The organism is Desulfoluna butyratoxydans, from assembly GCF_900699765.1.
In the GTDB taxonomy this organism is placed as follows: domain Bacteria; phylum Desulfobacterota; class Desulfobacteria; order Desulfobacterales; family Desulfolunaceae; genus Desulfoluna; species Desulfoluna butyratoxydans.
Map to the genome: position 1 here is coordinate 522077 of NZ_CAADHO010000001.1, position 17395 is coordinate 539471.

Consider the following 17395-nt stretch of genomic DNA (forward strand, 5'->3'; position numbering starts at 1 on the left):
AATTTCGTCTTGAATGGATTCCGTTATACACGTTGAATGTGACTTTTCCCGGCGGACAAAGCGCATTTGCATCCTGCGTTCAGGACATTTAATTTAAGTGGTTGCTCCACCCTTGTCACCGGCAATTATTCCGGTAAAACTCAAACGAGTCTGAGAACGCCCGCGTCATGTTTTTAGAAGAATGACATGGGCCTCCCCTGCCTTGACGGTTGCCAGACTTCACCCTTCACGCCAATGCCCTGACAGCGTTCGCATGGCAACGGCCTCCATGCATTCGCCATAGGGTTTCAAGGTGCCCCCACCTTGCCGCCGGAGGCTGGTTTTGCCATGCACTTTCACACTAAAAGACATCGCTTTTGGCTTTTACTTTGTGCCCGCTACACATCGGATTTAACCTGATTTTGACGGTGTCCACGCCTCATCACCCGCGTCCAGCTCCTGCCGCACGGCTGTGAGCAGGGTGTGCATCTCCACGGGTTTCATCAAAAACGTCCGAACGCCGATGGTCTCGGCTGCCTGCCGGGCCCTGCGGTCGTTGTAGCCCGTGCAGAGGATCACCGGTATCCCGGGAGTCATGGCCTTGATCTCCCGGGTCAGGGCCATGCCGGTCATGCCGGGCATGGTCATGTCGCTCACCACGATATCGTAGTTGCCCCGGCTCGCCCGGTAATGGTCCAGCGCCTTTTTGCTCTCCGTAAACACCGACACCCGGTACCCGGCACGCCTGAGCATCCGCTTGAGCAAAAAGGCGAGTTCTTCGTCGTCGTCCACCACCAGGACCGTCTCGCGGCCCCTGGGAGGGGCCTCTGTGGAAACGGGCTCCGGAAGCACGGCCTCCCCTTCCACCTCAAGGAAACAGAGGGTAAAGGTGCTGCCCTTGCCCGGCTCGCTGTCCACGGTGATGGTGCCGCCGCACTCCCGGACGATGCCGTGGACAACGGACAATCCCAGGCCCGTGCCCTTGCCCTCCTCCTTGGTGGTGAAGTACGGGTCGAAGATCCTGTCTCGACTGGCCGCGTCCATGCCCACCCCCGAGTCCTTCACCACGAGTCTCAGGCAGGATCCCGAGGGATTTCCCGGAAACGGGGACTCCTTCTCGTTCATGGAGACCGCCTCCAGGGCCACCTCCAGGGTCCCGCCCCCCATGCCTTCCATGGCGTGGTAGGCGTTGGTCCCCAGGTTCATGATGACCTGGTGCACATGGGTGGGGTCCCCGAAAATCAGGCGGCCTTCGGCGTGGAGCCTCTCCCGGATGCCGATGGTGCTGGGCAGGGTGGAGCGCAGGAGGGTCAGGGCCTCCTGGACCACGGCCTGGACATGGACCGGCTTGAGCTCGGACTGGTGGCGCCTGGAGAGGGTCAGGATCCGGCGCACCAGGTCCCTCGCCCGTTGGGAAGCCTTGATGATGCCCGTCATGTTCTCCGCCTCCCGGCTGTCCGGGGGCAGGGAAAGCTGGGTCATCTCCGCGTACCCGATAATGGGGGAGAGAATATTGTTGAAATCGTGGGCAATGCCCCCGGCCAGGGTGCCCAGGGCCTCCATCTTCTGGGAGTTCCGAAGCTGGGCGCGCAACAGCTCTTTTTCCTCTTCGGCCTGAAAAAGACGGGAGATATCGATAAAACTGTCCACGATGCCCAGAAGGCGACCGTCCCGGTCCGTAAGGGGGTTGGCGGCCACCATGCAGGGGATGCCCTCGCGGCTTGCCGTGGAGAACAGGCTCTCCCCCCGCACGGGGGTGACCCCGGAGAGGGCCTGGACCAGGGGACAGGCATTGGTGCGGCACATATCGCTGCGAATCACCTCGTAGCAGTGCTTGCCCACGGCAAGGGAGGCATCCTCCCCAAAGAGCTCGCTGAAGGTGCTGTTCATCCGCAGCAGGCGAAACCTTCGGTCAATGATCAGCATGGGAATGGAGGCGTTGAAAACCTGGGTCAGCTCCAGGTTGGCCCGGGCCACCCGCTGCCTGGCCCCCTCCAGCTCCGAGGCCTGGGCCCGAAGGGACTCTTCCGCCCTGCGGCTCAGTCGGGTGGCGCGGTCCACGGCGTGCCGCAGGCTCCGGTTCCAGACAAAAAAACCGCCGAGGACCGCCCCCACCAGGCACACCACCAGGCCGATGGCATAGGTACGAAAGGAAGGATCCCTGTAGACGGGGTGGGTTTTCAGGTAAAGCCACTTTTTGAAAATATCCCGCTTTTCTTCCGGCGAGATCAGGGACAGTCCCCGGTTCATGATCTCCACCAGCATGGGATGCTGCCGGGAGATCCCCATGCAGATCTCGTAGCTGTAATGGGTGTATCCCAGGGTCTGAAGCCGCACCAGCCCGTGCTTTTCTATCAGATAGGAGGTGGAAGCCACATCGGACACCAGGCCCTCGGCCTCCCGGCGATCCACCTTGAGAAGCCCCTCAAGGGTATAATCCACGGGGTCCACCACGATTCCCGGATACTTTCTGGACAGGATTTCGTGATCCACGCTCCCTTTCAGCACGCAGACCCGCTTGCCCACCAAGCCCTCCAGGTTGATGCCCCCGGTCGTTTCCGGGCCCGTTACAATGGTGGTGGGCACCTGGAAATAGGTCCGCGTAAATGCCAGGTGCTGCTCGCGGGAGGGAAGCCGGGCTATGGTGGGGATCACGTCCACCTCGCCGCGGTATCCGGCCTGGAGAATCTCGGCCCAGGTGGCGTAGCGCACCCGGGTAAACTCAAAACCCAGTTTTTTTTCGATGAGGGAGATGTATTCAGGGGCAATGCCCTGCACCTGGCCCTCATCTCCGAAAAAGGAGGCCGGGGGCCAGTTCGGCTCAAAGGCAAGGGTGAGGCGGCCCTTGCGGGCTTCGAGCCACTTGCGCTGTTTGGGAGTCAGGGGATCAGGAACCGAAGGGGCGGCAAAGGAGACCGAAAGAAAGGCCACCAGGCAAAGCAGCACTGCCACAGGGCACAGGCAACAAAGGGCGCATGGACGTAACCGTCCGGTTCGTCCCTCCGTCTGTCTGCGCATCGTTGATGATGAGAAATTGATCATTCACATGTCCCCTGCGTGTTTCGTAAAAGCGCCGCACACCCCACACGGGATGAACGGGGCTCACGCACCGAGCTGCGGCGCAATCCCAAGGCCACAAACAGCCGGGCAATCCAAATGTATTTCAGGCTGATACAAAGCACCGACAGGAGGCCCACATGACGCAGCCGTGTGAATTGTTTCCCCCGAACCCTGACGTCCCCACCAAGCCTTTCCTTAATGTTCTTTTCGTCACAGTTGACAAAACCTTTATTCCCAGTTGACGAAAAGACACCCCCCTTCCCCCTTTTCACCTGCGGCATCGGCACCGCCCACCACCTTGATATGCACCGAATGGCGAGGCATCCCGCCGAACGGATCACACCGTGAGGGCGACGTCTCTCCCATTTCGCCCCGTCGCCCTTCCGTCACGGCGATTCGCCGTGCGTCTCCTGGAGAAGGGTGCGACGGGCCCCCTCCACCAGCCCGCGGGAAAACCGCTCCAAAAGGGCCGACTTCACGTTCCAGACATGCCAGAACAGCGGCACCTTTATTTCCCTGCCCGGGGCCACATCCGTGAGCGCCCCGGCAGAAAGCAGGGGCGAGGCCTGCTGCATGGGCACCATGCCATACCCCATGCCCTGGACAATGGTGGTCACAACGCTTCCGGACGACGGAACATAATGACGGGGAAAGGACCGTGGAGGATATGATAACCAGGCTTTGAGAAACCGCCCATGGAGTTCGTCCTTGCGATTGAAGAGCACTGCCGGGGCCCGCGACGCGGCGCCAGCTTCGAACCCGGCGCCAAACCAGCGTTCGGCAAAGGCCGGGGACGCCACCATACGGTACACCATGGCCCCCAGGTAGGCCATGCGGCACCCCTGGACAGGCTCCGCACTGGAGGTGATGCACCCCACGGTCTCTCCGCTCTTTAAAAAACGCAGGGTCTCGTCCTGGTCATCCACGCAAAAATCGAGGAGCACCCGCTCCCTCTCCAGAAATGCGGCCAGCCCGGGCAGGAGCCAGGTCTCCAGGCTGTCTGCGTTGACCCCCACGGTGAGGGTGTGAAAGCCTTCATCTGCCCCCGGGGCAAGGGTCTCGCCCAGGTCCGCCTCCAGGTGGGAGACCTTGAAGTAGTGAGCCAGGAAGAGCTCTCCGGCCCGGGTGGGAGACGGCGGAGCCGTCCGGCTCAACAGCACCTGCCCGGCCTGCTCCTCCAGGAGCTTGACCCGCTGGGAAACTGCGGATTGTGAGATGTTGAGAACCCTGGCCGCCCTTTCAAAGCCCCCCTCCAGAACCACGCGGGCCATGGCCTCTATCAGCTTGTAGTCATGCATGGCGTGCTCCCGAAATGCGTAACAAAGCGTGTCCCCGGACCGGCTGAGGCCCGTCACATTATTCGTTTTTCTTATGATGTATATATATAATTAATTTTACTTTTACAATCGGATCCCCCTACAAAGGGGGCGTCATCACCGCAGGGACAGGCTCACGGCCCCCCGGCTTTCCACAGAAACGATCCCGGCTGCCTGAGGTGGCACCGGCTGTTACAATACAAGGAACTCACGACATCATGATTTCGCCATTTCTCAAGGGGTTCGGCACCAGCGCAGGCCTGATCATCGCCATAGGCGCCCAAAACGCCTTTGTCCTCAGCCAGGGGGTGAAGCGCAACCATCACCTGGTGATCCCCCTTATCTGCAGCTTCTTCGACGCCCTGTTGATCACCGTGGGCATCCTCGGGGTGGGCACGGCCGTGGCCGCCCATCCCCTGCTCACCCGCATCGCAGCCTGGGGAGGCGCCGCCTTCCTCTTCTGGTACGGGGCCTGTGCCTTCCGGTCGGCATACCGGGGAGGCAGCCTGGAGGCTAAAGAGGCGGGACGCACGCCCCTTAAAGCCGCGGTGCTGGCCACCCTGGCCGTCACCCTGCTGAACCCCCACGTCTATCTGGACACCCTGGTCCTCATGGGGGGCATCAGCGGCCAGTACCCTGTGGCGCAGCGCCCCTGGTTCGGGTTGGGTGCGGTCACGGCCTCCTTTGCCTGGTTTTTTCTCCTGAGCCTGGGGGGCAACCTGCTGGCCCCCGTCTTTCGGAGGCAAAGGGCCTGGCGCATTCTCGACACCCTGGTGGGCCTCGTCATGTGGGGCATCGCGTTTTCCCTTCTTATAAATATGGTCTAACGCACCGACAAGATTGACATCCACGAAGAGATCATTCAAGGTACACCTATCAGGCACCATTCACCCTCAAGGCATTGCCGCCCTCACCGGGGACGGCAAGGCCGGCCGACTGCCCTCGGCCGGTGCCCTGAGGCTGTGCCCCGGGCAACACCGTATCAACCCCAGTCATACGTGGAGTCTGTTCAATGGGTCAACACAGGAAGTCACGGTCCGAGTCGCTGTTTGATGTCACCCGCATCAACTTCTTGAGCGTGCTGGACCAGCTTGACGAAGGCATTATCATCACCGATCACCAGGGGATCATCGTCTACTACAACGACACCCAGGCCCAGATCGACGGGGCCGATCCCGAGGAGATCATCGGCAAGCATCTCACCGAGGTCTACGAGCTCTCCGACGAGACCAGCATGATTGCCAAATGCATGGAAAAAAAGTGCGCCATCCGAAACCGCACCTTTTTTTACCGTACCCTAAAAGGAAAGGTGGCCCACACCATCCATTCCATCTTTCCCCTTTTCGACGGCTCCCGCGTCACCGGGGCCATCTGCTTTGTCAAAGACTACAACATCCTCCAGAAGAGCACCCCCATGATCGCCGTCCCCAGCTTCAACAAAAACAAGGGAAACGGCACCCGCTACACCTTCGGGGACATCATCGGAGACAGTTACGACCTCCAGCGGGCCATGGTCACGGCCCGGGAGGCGGCATCCTCGTCGTCACCCATCATGCTCATCGGCGAGACCGGCACGGGCAAAGAGCTCTTTGCCCAGTCCATCCACAACCACAGCGCCAGGAAAAACAAGGCCTATACCGCCCTTAACTGTGCGGCCATCCCGGAAAACCTCCTGGAAGGGGTGCTCTTCGGTACGGTCAAGGGGGCCTTCACCGGCGCCCTGGACAAGCCGGGCCTCCTGGAGATGGGTAACGGAGGCACCCTCTTTCTGGACGAGCTCCTGGCCATGCCCACCACCCTCCAGGCCAAGCTCTTGAGGGTCCTGCAGGAGAAAAAATTCCGGCGCATCGGCTCCCACAAAGAGGTGGAGGTGGAACTCAAGGTGATCAGCGCCATGAACGGCTCCCCCAGGGAGGCCGTGAAAAACGGCCAGCTGAGAACCGACCTCTTCTATCGCCTGGGCGTGGTCATCGTCCAGATCCCCCCCCTTCGAAACCGGCTCGATGACCTGGAAAACCTCATCAGCCATTTCATCCTCACCCTCAACCACACCTTCGGGACCCACGTCAAAGGGGTCTCCCCCAGGGTCCTCGACCTGTTTAAAGGGTACCGCTGGCCCGGCAACGTCCGGGAGCTGGAGCACCTCATTGAAGGGGCCATGAACAGCGCGGGCCAGAACAAGATCATCGGCCTCCGGCATTTCACCTCCGCCTTTGAGACCCTGAACGTCATGGGCGACAGCCTTGAGGACACGGCCTGGGAATCTACGGACACAGGTCCTTTTCACCAGCTCATGCCGGCCGCAGCGCCCCTATCCTCCACAAACAACCTGTCGGAGTCCCAGAAGGCCACGGAGCGGCAGACCATCACCCATGCCCTTACCCACTCCTTCGGCAACGTCTCCAGGGCCTCGAAGATCCTGGGCATCTCCCGGCAGCTCCTCCATTACAAAATGAAAAAGCACAAGCTCAACCGAAAGGCCTTTGCCGATCCACCCGCCGGTTAGGGGCCGCCATGCGTCATCCGCATCAAATAAAGTCAACACACGGAACTCAAAAACAAAATCCCCAACCAACAAGTAATAATCATCTCGCCTTTTCCCCCGGACCTGTCTGTCCGGGGGAGGGTGAAAAATATTTTGCGAATTTAGAAAAATATTTTGACAAAACCGAAAAACTGAAAAAATCCTTTCACCCGGATCGCCCTATCAACGCAAAACAGCGTTCAGCACCATCCACCGCAATCACGCACGTTCTCACGTTTTAACCCACCGATGTTACCGCAAAGACAACCCCTTGGCACACCCCTTGCTCTTTAGTGCGGTCATGAGGTTTCCAGTCCGTACCGGGCCGTCCGGCCTCCGCGTACGCATGCAACATCATGGCTAATAAAGGGGTTACACATGTCTCAGACCGATCATCAAAACGCAAGGCCCTTCGATCCGATCATCTTCTGGGTTTCGGCATCCGTCACCGTGCTGTTTATCCTGTGGTCGATCCTCTTTCCGGAGAACATGAACACAACCATCAACGCCGTCTTCGGATGGACCACCCAGAAGTGGGGGTGGCTCTATCTCCTGACGGCGTTTCTGCTGGTGGCCGGCTGCCTCGTCCTCATGGGAGGGACATACGGCCGCCTGAAACTCGGACTCCCCGGGGACAAGCCCGAGTTTTCCAACTTCTCCTGGTTCGCCATGCTCTTCGGCTCGGCCATTGCCGCAGGCATCGTCTTCTGGGGACCGGCGGAACCGGCCTACCACTTCATGAGCCCGCCCCCTTACTTCGGCGGTGAAGCCCTCACCCCGGAGACCGGCGCCAACGCCATGACCTACTCCTTTTTCCACTGGGGCCTCTCAGCCTGGGCCATCTACGCCATCCTCACCATCGCCCTGGCCCACGCCTGCTACACCAAAAACCTCCCTTTAAATTTTTCCAGCGCCTTCTACTATGCCATCGGTGAACGCATTTACGGCATCTGGGGAAAAGTCATCGACATCTTTGCCGTCTTCGCCACCTTAGGGGGGCTTGCCACCACCACGGGCCTGGTGGCCCTGCAGCTCTCCAGCGGCCTGAAATACCAGTACGGCCTGGAGCTGGGCACCAACGCCATCTACATCATCATCGCCGTGCTCACCGTCATCTTTACCATCGCCGTCTACACCGGGGTGGAGAAAGGGATCAAGATCGTCGGCGACGTCAACATGTGGGTCTTCATCGGGGTCTGGTTCTTTATCCTCGTCTTCGGGCCCACCATCTTTCTCATCAACCTCACCACCAACGCCCTGGGCCAGTACCTCGTTCACTTCCTGCCCATGAGCCTCTACACGGCACCGGGCATCGAAGGCAACTGGATCGGCGGCTGGACCGTCTTCTACTGGGCGTGGTGGATGAGCTGGGCGCCCTTTGTCTCGGTTTTCATCGCCCGCATCTCCAAGGGCCGCTCCATCCGTGAGACCATCGCCGCCGTCCTGATCCTTCCTACCCTGGGGAACTTCCTCTGGTACGGCGTGGTGGGCGGCTCGGGCATCAGCTTTGACGTCACCCCCATCCTCAAGGAGCACGGGGTGGAGAGCGCCATCTTCGCCATTGCCCAGCACCTGCCCTTAACCGGCATCCTGGCCATCTTCCTGATCTTTCTCATCACCACCTTTTTCGTCACCAGCGCCAACTCCGCGGCCCTCTCTCTGGCCTGCTTTGTCTCCGGCAAAGAGAACCCGGGACGCAACCTGCGGGCCTTCTGGGGCATCGCCCTGGGCGCCGTGGCCGCGGTCCTTGCCGGTACCGGCAAGCTCAAGGCCATCCAGACCGCCTCCATCGCCACGGCCTTTCCCATGATCTTTCTTCTGCTCATCTGCCTCTGGGGCACCTTCCGGGGGCTGAACAAACACATCAAGGAGACACCCGACGAATAGACCGCACGCGGGGCATGGACGCCGCCCCGCAAAACCGGGGCACCGGCTCCGCCGGTGCCCGTTTTTCACCATGTCCCGGACATGTTCCAACGAAGGAGACCATCGATGTACGACAGAATGCAGGAACTAACCCAAGAGGAGTTTACCCGGATCCATGACAGCGCCATGGATCTTCTCAAGAACACGGGAATTGTCTTCAACGATGAGGAAGCCATCGACATCTTCCGGAAAAACGGCGTGAAAACAGAGGGCAAGACAGTATTCCTCACCGAAGCGCAGGTGCGAAGCGCCGTGGAAAAAGCCCCGGCAAGCTTCACCGTCGCCGGGCGGAACCCTGCGAAAAACGTGGCCATCGGCAAGGACGACTTCGTCTTTGTCCCCGGCTACGGCGCCCCGTACATCATCGACACCGACGGGGTGCAGCGGGAGGCCGTCATGGAAGACTACGACACCTTCTGCAAGCTCATCCACACCTCCAAGTACATCGACATGAACGGATGGATGATGGTGGAGCCCTCGGACATGCCGCCGGAGACCGTCCACATGGACATGATGCTCTCCAACTTCCTCCTCTGCGACAAGCCCTGCATGGGCTCTCCGGTCTCGCGCCAGGGCGCCATGGACGGCATTGAGATGGCTGCCATCGTCTTCGGCGGCAAGGACAAGATCATGGACACCCCGGTGTCGGTCTCCCTCATCAACTCCCTGTCCCCCCTGCAGTTCTCCGACGAGATGGTGGGCTCCCTCATCGAGCTGGCCCGCCACGGCCAGGCCTGCGTGGTGGCCTCCCTCATCATGGCCGGTGCCTCGGGCCCCGTGACCCTGGGAGGCGTGGCTGCCCTTCAGAACGCGGAAATCCTGGCCGGCATCACCCTGGCCCAGATGGTGCGGGAAGGGGCCCCGGTGATCTACGGGTCCACCTCCTCTGCCATGGACATGAAAACAGGGGCCCTGTCCATCGGCGCCCCGGCCCTGTCCAAGAACATCAACGTCACCGCCCAGATGGCCCGATTCTACGACCTGCCCAGCCGAAGCGGCGGGGGTCTCACCGACGCCCTCTACCCCGACGGACAGGCTGGCCTGGAATCGGCCCTGGCCCTGTCCACGGCAGCCCGGTCCGGCATCAACTTCATCCTCCACTCCGCAGGCATCCTGGGCTCCTACATCGCCATGAGCTTTGAAAAATTCCTCATGGACGAAGAGCTCGCCGGCATGATCCGCCAGATGCTCAAGCCCATCGGCTTTGACGAAGAGAGCATCGACGTGGAGATGATCAAGCAGACCGGTATCGGCGGGCAGTACCTCACCAATCCCAAGACCTTTAAGCTCTGCCGCACCGAATTCTTCCTTCCCGATCTCATGACCCGCACCAACTACGATGCCTGGAGCGCCGGAGGCAAGAAGCGCATCCACGAAGTGGCCGGCGACAAGATGAGTCAGCGCCTGGCCAAGTACGAGAAACCCGACATCGACCCGGCCGTGGAAAAGGAGCTCACCGAATACGTGAACCGTCGCAAGAACGCTTAACCGAGACGTGAAAGGACACACCATGGAATCCGGAGGAATCACCCGTCGCATCGGACGTCACCTAGACACTGCAGTCTTTACAGGATCAGCCGTCCTGGTGGTTCCCTTTGTCCTGCTCGGGGCCGCAGCCCCCGCCCTGCTGAAAAGCATGAGCGGGGCGGCCCTGGGCTACCTCACACAAAGCTGGAGCTGGCTCTACCTCTCCAGCGTCAACCTCTTCGTCGTCGCGGCCCTGGCCCTGGCACTCTCTCCGTACGGCAGGATACGCCTGGGCCGCGACGACGAAAAGCCGGAGTACAGCTGGCTCAGCTGGTTTGCCATGCTCTTCTCCGCCGGCATGGGTATCGGCCTGGTCTTCTGGTCCATTGCCGAGCCCCTCTACCACTATGCCTCCCCCCCGAAAGGGACGGGAGCAACCGCGGAGTCGGCCCGCCTGGCCTTCCAGATCTTCTGCCACCACTGGGGGATCCATGCCTGGGGGACTTACGTGGCCGTGGGGCTGCCCCTGGCCTACTTCCAGTTCCGCAAGGGCCTGCCCGGAACCGTCTCCAACTGCCTTTTTCCCCGGGCAGCCCGGAACGGCGGGGCCTCGCGGGGCACGGGCAAACTGGTGGACATGCTGGCGGTCTGGGCCACGGTCATGGGGGTGGTCACCTCCCTGGGGCTCGGGGCCCTGCAGATCACCAGCGGGCTTCACCTCTCCTGGGGACTTCCCGGAGGCACGGGCACCACGGCGGCAGTCATCGGGGTCATCACGGCCCTGTACATCGCCTCGGCCCTGAGCGGTGTCAAGCGCGGCATCCGCATGCTCTCCCTGCTCAACGTGGCCTTCATGGTCCTGCTGCTGCTCTTTTTCATGGTCAAGGGCCCCTTCGGGTTCATTGTCAAAACCCTGGGGGTCGCCCTGGCCGATTACACAACAGGCATCCTCCCGCTCTCCACGACCTTCAGCCTCTTCGGTAACCGTGCCTGGACCGAAAGCTGGACCGTCTTTTACTGGGCGTGGTGGATCGCCTGGGCCCCCTTTGTGGGGGCCTTCATCGCCACCATCTCCCGGGGCCGGACCATCCGTGAGTTCGTCCTGGGGGTCATGTTCCTGCCCGCTCTCTTCTCCATCCTTTTCTCCACGGCCCTGGGCGGCACCGCCGTCTGGCTGGAGCTGGAGCAGGGAGCGGGCCTGATGAACGCGGTGAGCCAGAGCCTGGAGGCGGCACTGTTCCAAACCCTGGCGCACATGCCCCTCTACGGGGTGCTGGCCCTTTTGGCCAACCTGCTCATCGCCTCGTTTTTTATCACCTCGGCCGATTCCGCCACCCTCGTGATCAGCCGGTTTTCCACCGGCGGCCACGCAGGGGGGCCGGAATCCCCCGAAGGACGGCTCCTCATCATCTTCTGGGGCCTGCTGCTGGGCGGCCTTGCCATGGTCCTTATCTGGTCCGGCGGGCTAAAAGCCCTGCAGACGGCTTCCATCATCGGAGCCTTTCCCTTTGTCTTCGTCATGCTCTGCCTTCTCTTCTCCCTCACCCGGGAACTGATCCGGGAAGGAAAACCCAAGGCCTGAGCAGATGGATAACAGGATCACCAACAACCCGACACACAACAATGGAGAGTCATCATGTCTGATTTAAAAACCATCACCGAAACCCTTATCTCCGGCGACGGCGACGCCCTCATGGTTCAAGTCAAAGAGGCCCTCGACCAGGGAATCCCCGCTGGTGAAATCCTGTCCGACGGGCTCATCGCAGGCATGGACATCGTGGGCGAGCGCATGGAAACCGGGGAGATGTTCATCCCCGAGGTCCTCATGTCCGCCCAGGCCATGGGCGAGGCCGTGGAGATCTTGAAACCCCTGCTTGCCGAAGGAGAGACCAGCACCGCAGGCCGCGTGGTCATCGGCACGGTGAAGGGAGACCTCCACGACATCGGGAAAAACCTGGTGGTGATGATGATGGAGAGCGCAGGCTTTGAAGTGACCGACCTGGGCGTGGACGTGGACGCCGACGCCTTCATGAAGGCCATCGAAGAGCTCAACCCCCATATCGTCGGGCTCTCCGCCCTTCTGACAACCACCATGCCGGCCATGCGCGACACCGTGAGCAAAATTGCCGAAGCAGGCAAAAAAGACGCCATCAAGATCATGGTGGGCGGCGCGCCGGTGAACCAGGCCTTTGCCGATGAGATCGGCGCCGACGCCTACGCCTCCGATGCCGGGTCCGCCTGCAAGCTGGCCAAGGCCATGCTCAAATAAGCCCGCCGGTTCGGGTGTTCATTTTTCACGGCAATTCATCAATGAAGGAGAGACCATGTTTACCGTCATCGGAGAACGCATCAACACCACCCTGAAAAAGGTCAAGGCGGCCGTCACCGAGCGGGACGCCGACTACATCGCAGAGGACGTCAAACGGCAGGAAGCATGCGGGGCCACCTACATCGACGTCAACGCCGGGGCCCGCATCGGCCATGAAGAAGAGGACATGAAGTGGCTCCTCTCCGTCATCCAGGGAGCCACCAAGCTTCCCCTGTGCCTGGACAGCCCGGACCCGGCCATCCTGGAGATGGCCTACGGCCTGGTGGAGCAGACGCCCCTCATCAACTCCATCAGCCTGGAAAAGGACCGGTTCGACCCCATGATGCAGTACCTGAAGGGAAAAGAGTGCCGCATCATCGCCCTGTGCATGGACGACTCGGGCATGCCCAAAAGCGTGGACGACATCTTCGACCGGGCCAAAACCCTGGTGGCCGAACTCGAAGGTATTGGCTTCAAACGGGACGACATCTTCATCGACCCCCTCATCCAGCCCATGAGCGTGGCCGCGGAAAACGGGAACATGGCCATGGACGCCGTGGAGAGAATCATGACCGAGCTCGAAGGGGTCCACACCACCGGCGGCCTCTCCAACATCTCCTACGGCCTGCCCCAGCGCAAAATGGTCAACCGCATCTTCCTGGCCATGATGATGGCCAGGGGCTACGACTCAGCCATCATGGACCCCCTGGACAAAGAGATCATGGCCGTGCTGAAAACCGCCGACATGCTCAAAGGCGCAGACAACTTCTGCATGAACTACCTGAAAGCCGTGCGTGCCGGCGACATCGTCGCCTGATCCGCCCCTGGCCGGCAGGGGCGTTCCCCCGACCCTGCCGGAACCGGATCCTGCGCGCGACCCGAAGGGCCCATGCCTGGCATGCGGCCCTTCCCCATTTGCCAGAGGCAAACGCAGGCCGTCACGGGTTAAAATGTATGGAAAAGCCTGCCTCCGGCGGCGAGGGTGGCGAAGCCACGATTGCGAAAACACCTCGAAAGCTGGGTATGGCTGGATTGAGCGGTACCACGCGTCGAAAAGGCCGAATACGCTCCCGTCATTCATCAAGAGGCTGATTCCATTTTGATAAAGCGCAACCTTAAGGCCCAAGCCCCCCTGGTACCGGAGTTATTCCGAGAAGAAAGCAAGTTAACCAGAAAAACCACGATCCTGGCTTTCGACATAATGACATGGGTATCTCCCGCAAAAACGGTTGCCACATGTCACACATCACGCGAATGCTTCGATAACGTTCAGATAATGACATCATCCATGCATTCGCCATAGGGTTTCCAGGTGCCCCCACCTGGCCGCCGGAGGCATGTTTTTTAAAATGAAACAACACACCCTCACCCTCCTGCCGGGACGGCGGGTCATCGTCTGCCGGGACGGAGAATTCATCGCACCGGCCCTGGCATCGGCCGGTATCTTCCTGCGCACGGACTGCGGGGGCAAGGGGGTCTGCGGCAAGTGCCGGGTCACCCTCTCGGAGTCATCCACGGACCGTGTTTCCGGGGATGGTGGCGACACCAAGGAGCTTCACTGCCTGGCCTGTCGAACCAAGGTCCACGGCGACATCGAACTCACCATTCCGGCGGCCACCCTCATGACGGCCACCGCCGTCACCAAGGCCCCGGCCCTGCTCCCCTCGGGCTACACCCCGGCAGGTGAAGATTTTCGCGAAGACGACCTGGGCGTGGCCGTGGACCTGGGCACCACCACCATCGCCCTCTACCTCGTGAGCCTCTCCAGCAAAAAACTCCTGGGCTCCCTGTCGGTGAAAAACCCCCAGACCGTCTTCGGGGCCGACGTCATGGCCCGCATCGACGCGGTGCGCAGAAACGACGAGGCCCTTGCCACCCAGCGAACCCTTGTGGTGCGAGCCATCGAGTGGGGATGCCGGGAATTGCTCACCCAGGCAGGCACCCAGGCCGAGCAACTCAAAAGCATCGTGGCCGTGGGCAACACCACCATGATCCACATCCTGGCCGGGGTCAGCCCGGCCCCGTTGGGCGTGGCACCCTACGCACCGGTCTTCACAGATATCAGGCGCCTGGCCTTTGACGACCGGGTCTTCACCCTGGCCCCGTCCACACGGTGGACCACCCTGCCCCTGCTCTCGGGATTCCTGGGATGCGACATCGTCAGCGCGGCTTTGGCCGTGGACCTGGTGAACGCGCCCCCCGGAACCCTGCTGGTGGACATCGGCACCAACGGGGAGATCATGCTGAAAAACCACGACGGGATCTACGCCGCCTCCTGCGCCACGGGCCCTGCCTTTGAAGGCGGCGCCCTTTCCTGCGGCATGCCCGCGGTGGAAGGCGCCGTGGACCGCGTCACCATCGACCCGGACACCGGCCGGGCAGGCTTCACCCAGATCGGCGAGCCCGGCACCGGGGCCACCGGTATCTGCGGCTCCGGCATCATAGGCGCCATGGCCGAGCTCCTGCGCACCGGCCTGGTGCTCCCGGACGGCCGCTTTGACACCCGGCGCATCCCGGGTGCCGTGGGCACGGACGCCGAAGGGCTCCCGGCCTACACCATCGCCCCGGAGAACAAGGCATCGGGGTTTCCGCCGGTCCTCATCACCCAGAAGGACATCCGGGCCCTGCAGCTGGCCAAGGGCGCCCTCATGGCAGGCATCGAGCTGCTCCTCAAACGGGCGGGCATGGACGCCCCCACCGAGGTGCTCCTGGCCGGGGCCTTCGGCAGCGTCCTGCGGGAAGACGATGCCCTGGCCGTGGGCATGCTGCCCCAAGGCAGCCGGGGAAAGATCCGCTTTGTGGGCAATGCCGCAGGTACCGGGGCGGTGCTGGCCCTGTGCGACCGGAAAAAATTCTCCGCCATGGAGGCCCTGGCCGCCACCACCCGGGTCTTCAACCTGGCCGATGACCCGGCGTTCAACGAACTCTTCATCAACGCCCTCAGCTTTCCGTAAAGCACCGGGAAAAACCATCCTCCGGGGGCCAGGGAATCAATCCCCTGGCCCCACCGGATTGCGACTGCGTTATCCCCGGCTAAAACCACTTTCCCCTTGAAACCACAACGCCACCTCCTTTAGAGTTCTTTTCATCCACCATGACCCCACCACCGCTTTAAAAAAGGGACGCTGCCATGACGGATCCGGACACTCTCTACAAACGCATCGGCCTCAGCCTGGAGGACCTGACGGGCATCCTGTCCGAAACCGACGACGGGGTCCTCATCACCGACGCCAACGGAATGATCCTCTTTTACAATGAGGCCCTGTCCCGCATCGACAGCACGGAGCGCAGCCTTGCCCTGGGGCGCCAGCTCACGGAGGTCTACACCGTCACCGAAGAGGACAGCCCCACCCTTGCCTGCCTGGCCACGGGCCGAACCATCATCCACCACACCCAGTTTTACCGAACCCGGCACGGGCGGGCGGTCTTTGCCATGCAAAACGTGTTTCCCCTCTTTGACGGGCCACGCCTCAAGGGGGCCATCTGCTTTGTCAGGGAGTACAGCGCCATTGAACGGGAGGTGGACGAAACCTCGCGGTTCCGCCTCGGAAACAGCGGCGGCAAAGGCAGGGAGAAGCGGTTTACCTTCGGTGACATCGTCGGCAGCTCCCCTGGGCTGCAACAATGCCTTCACACCGCCAGGATGGCGGCAGGCTCCCCGTCGCCCATCATGATCTACGGGGAGAGCGGAACCGGCAAAGAGCTCTTTGCCCAGTCCGTTCACAACGACGCCCCCTGGCGGGACAGCCCCTTTGTGGCCGTCAACTGTTCGGCCATCCCGGAAACCCTGCTGGAAGGTATTCTCTTCGGAACCTCAAAAGGGGCCTTTACCGACGCCCGGGACAAGGCAGGGCTGTTTGAAAAGGCCAACGGGGGGACCCTGTTCCTGGATGAAGTCAACTCCATGCCCTTGGGGCTCCAGGCCAAACTGCTTCGGGCCATCCAGGAGAAAAAAATCAGGCGGGTGGGCTCGGCCACGGAGATCAGCATCGAGCTCAAGGTGATCAGCTCCGTCAACGAGGAGCCCCGGAAGGCCATCGAGAACGCCACCCTTCGGCGGGACCTCTACTATCGCCTCGCCGTGGTCCACATCGCCATCCCCCCGCTTCGAGAGCGCATGGAGGACATCCCCCTTCTGGTGGATCATTTCATCGCCAAGTGCAACACCAAGCTCAACCGGGCCATCCGCAGCATCTCCGACGAGGTCATGGGCCTTTTTCATGCTTACGCCTGGCCCGGCAACATCCGGGAGCTGGAGCATGTCATCGAAGGGGCCATGAACCTGGTGGGAGACCGGCACCAGATTGAACGCACCCACATGCCCAGCCACTTCATGGCGTCGGTGACCCAACCCGACGCCCCACCGGTTGAGGGCACCGCGTCCCAGGCCCCGGAGACTCTCCCCCTGCCGCCCATGAAAACCGGTGCTTCGCTGCCAGAACTGCTCAACACCTATGAAAAGACCATCCTGGACCGCCAGCTCGCCACCCATGACGGCAACGCGGCCAAAGCAGCGCGCTCACTGGGGATTTCCCGCCAGCTCATGTACCACAAGATGCGAAAACTCGGCATCCGGGGAGACCGGCACCGTTAGCCCAGTGCTCACTGCGTCCACCAGCCCACAGCACCGGTGAAGCAAACCGACAAATATTTTTTCCTTTTTCCGACAAATATTTTTGTCAGCCACCATCAGAAACGACAAAAATATTTGTCCTCCGGTGTTCCCTGTCCGTAAACCGCCCATCATGTTACAATGCGACACTCCGCCACAACACACTGAAACACAAGCCTATTTTTTTAATCGGCCTTCTCTCA

At 61.3% G+C, this 17395-nt stretch carries 12 protein-coding genes; 10 read left to right on the top strand and 2 right to left on the bottom strand.

Annotated elements, in window-relative coordinates; all coding sequences use genetic code 11:
• Nucleotides 1-390: 390 nt before the first annotated feature.
• Nucleotides 391-2931 carry a response regulator gene (locus tag MSL71_RS02320; protein ID WP_180137054.1) on the bottom strand — a complete coding sequence of 847 codons (2541 nt, stop codon included), beginning with the start codon at nt 2929-2931 and terminating at the stop codon, nt 391-393.
• A gap of 494 nt (nt 2932-3425) precedes the next feature.
• Nucleotides 3426-4337 (bottom strand): LysR family transcriptional regulator ArgP, encoded by a 912-nt coding sequence (locus MSL71_RS02325; protein ID WP_180137055.1) that lies wholly within the window; start codon nt 4335-4337, stop codon nt 3426-3428.
• 236 nt (nt 4338-4573) lie between these two features.
• Between MSL71_RS02325 and MSL71_RS02330 the strand changes: the two genes are divergently transcribed.
• The 10 genes from MSL71_RS02330 (at nt 4574) to MSL71_RS02375 (ending at nt 17174) form a co-directional block, all read left to right on the top strand.
• Nucleotides 4574-5182, top strand: a complete 609-nt coding sequence (locus tag MSL71_RS02330; RefSeq protein ID WP_180137056.1) for a LysE/ArgO family amino acid transporter — start codon at nt 4574-4576, stop codon at nt 5180-5182.
• A 185-nt stretch (nt 5183-5367) separates the two neighbouring features.
• Nucleotides 5368-6861 carry a sigma-54 interaction domain-containing protein gene (locus tag MSL71_RS02335; protein ID WP_180137057.1) on the top strand — a complete coding sequence of 498 codons (1494 nt, stop codon included), beginning with the start codon at nt 5368-5370 and terminating at the stop codon, nt 6859-6861.
• 8 nt (nt 6862-6869) lie between these two features.
• Nucleotides 6870-7121 (top strand): hypothetical protein, encoded by a 252-nt coding sequence (locus MSL71_RS02340; protein ID WP_180137058.1) that lies wholly within the window; start codon nt 6870-6872, stop codon nt 7119-7121.
• Nucleotides 7122-7257: 136 nt separating this feature from the next.
• Nucleotides 7258-8766, top strand: a complete 1509-nt coding sequence (locus tag MSL71_RS02345) for a BCCT family transporter (RefSeq protein ID WP_180137059.1) — start codon at nt 7258-7260, stop codon at nt 8764-8766.
• Between the two features lie 105 nt (nt 8767-8871).
• Nucleotides 8872-10293 (top strand): trimethylamine methyltransferase family protein, encoded by a 1422-nt coding sequence (locus MSL71_RS02350; RefSeq protein ID WP_180137060.1) that lies wholly within the window; start codon nt 8872-8874, stop codon nt 10291-10293.
• Between the two features lie 22 nt (nt 10294-10315).
• Nucleotides 10316-11854, top strand: coding sequence for a BCCT family transporter (locus MSL71_RS02355; RefSeq protein WP_180137061.1), 1539 nt, complete (start codon nt 10316-10318; stop codon nt 11852-11854).
• A gap of 54 nt (nt 11855-11908) precedes the next feature.
• A complete protein-coding gene (locus tag MSL71_RS02360) occupies nt 11909-12541 on the top strand; it encodes a cobalamin B12-binding domain-containing protein (protein ID WP_180137062.1) in 633 nt (210 codons plus the stop codon).
• A 55-nt stretch (nt 12542-12596) separates the two neighbouring features.
• On the top strand, nt 12597-13397 hold the full coding sequence (locus tag MSL71_RS02365; RefSeq protein WP_180137063.1) for a dihydropteroate synthase: 801 nt from the start codon (nt 12597-12599) through the stop codon (nt 13395-13397).
• Nucleotides 13398-13929: 532 nt separating this feature from the next.
• The gene (locus MSL71_RS02370; RefSeq protein ID WP_180137064.1) at nt 13930-15534 is read left to right on the top strand and encodes an ASKHA domain-containing protein; all 1605 of its coding nucleotides are present in this window, start codon (nt 13930-13932) and stop codon (nt 15532-15534) included.
• Between the two features lie 176 nt (nt 15535-15710).
• Nucleotides 15711-17174: a sigma-54 interaction domain-containing protein gene (locus tag MSL71_RS02375; RefSeq protein WP_180137065.1), complete on the top strand. Its 1464-nt coding sequence runs from the start codon at nt 15711-15713 to the stop codon at nt 17172-17174.
• The last annotated feature ends 221 nt before the right edge of the window (nt 17175-17395 follow it).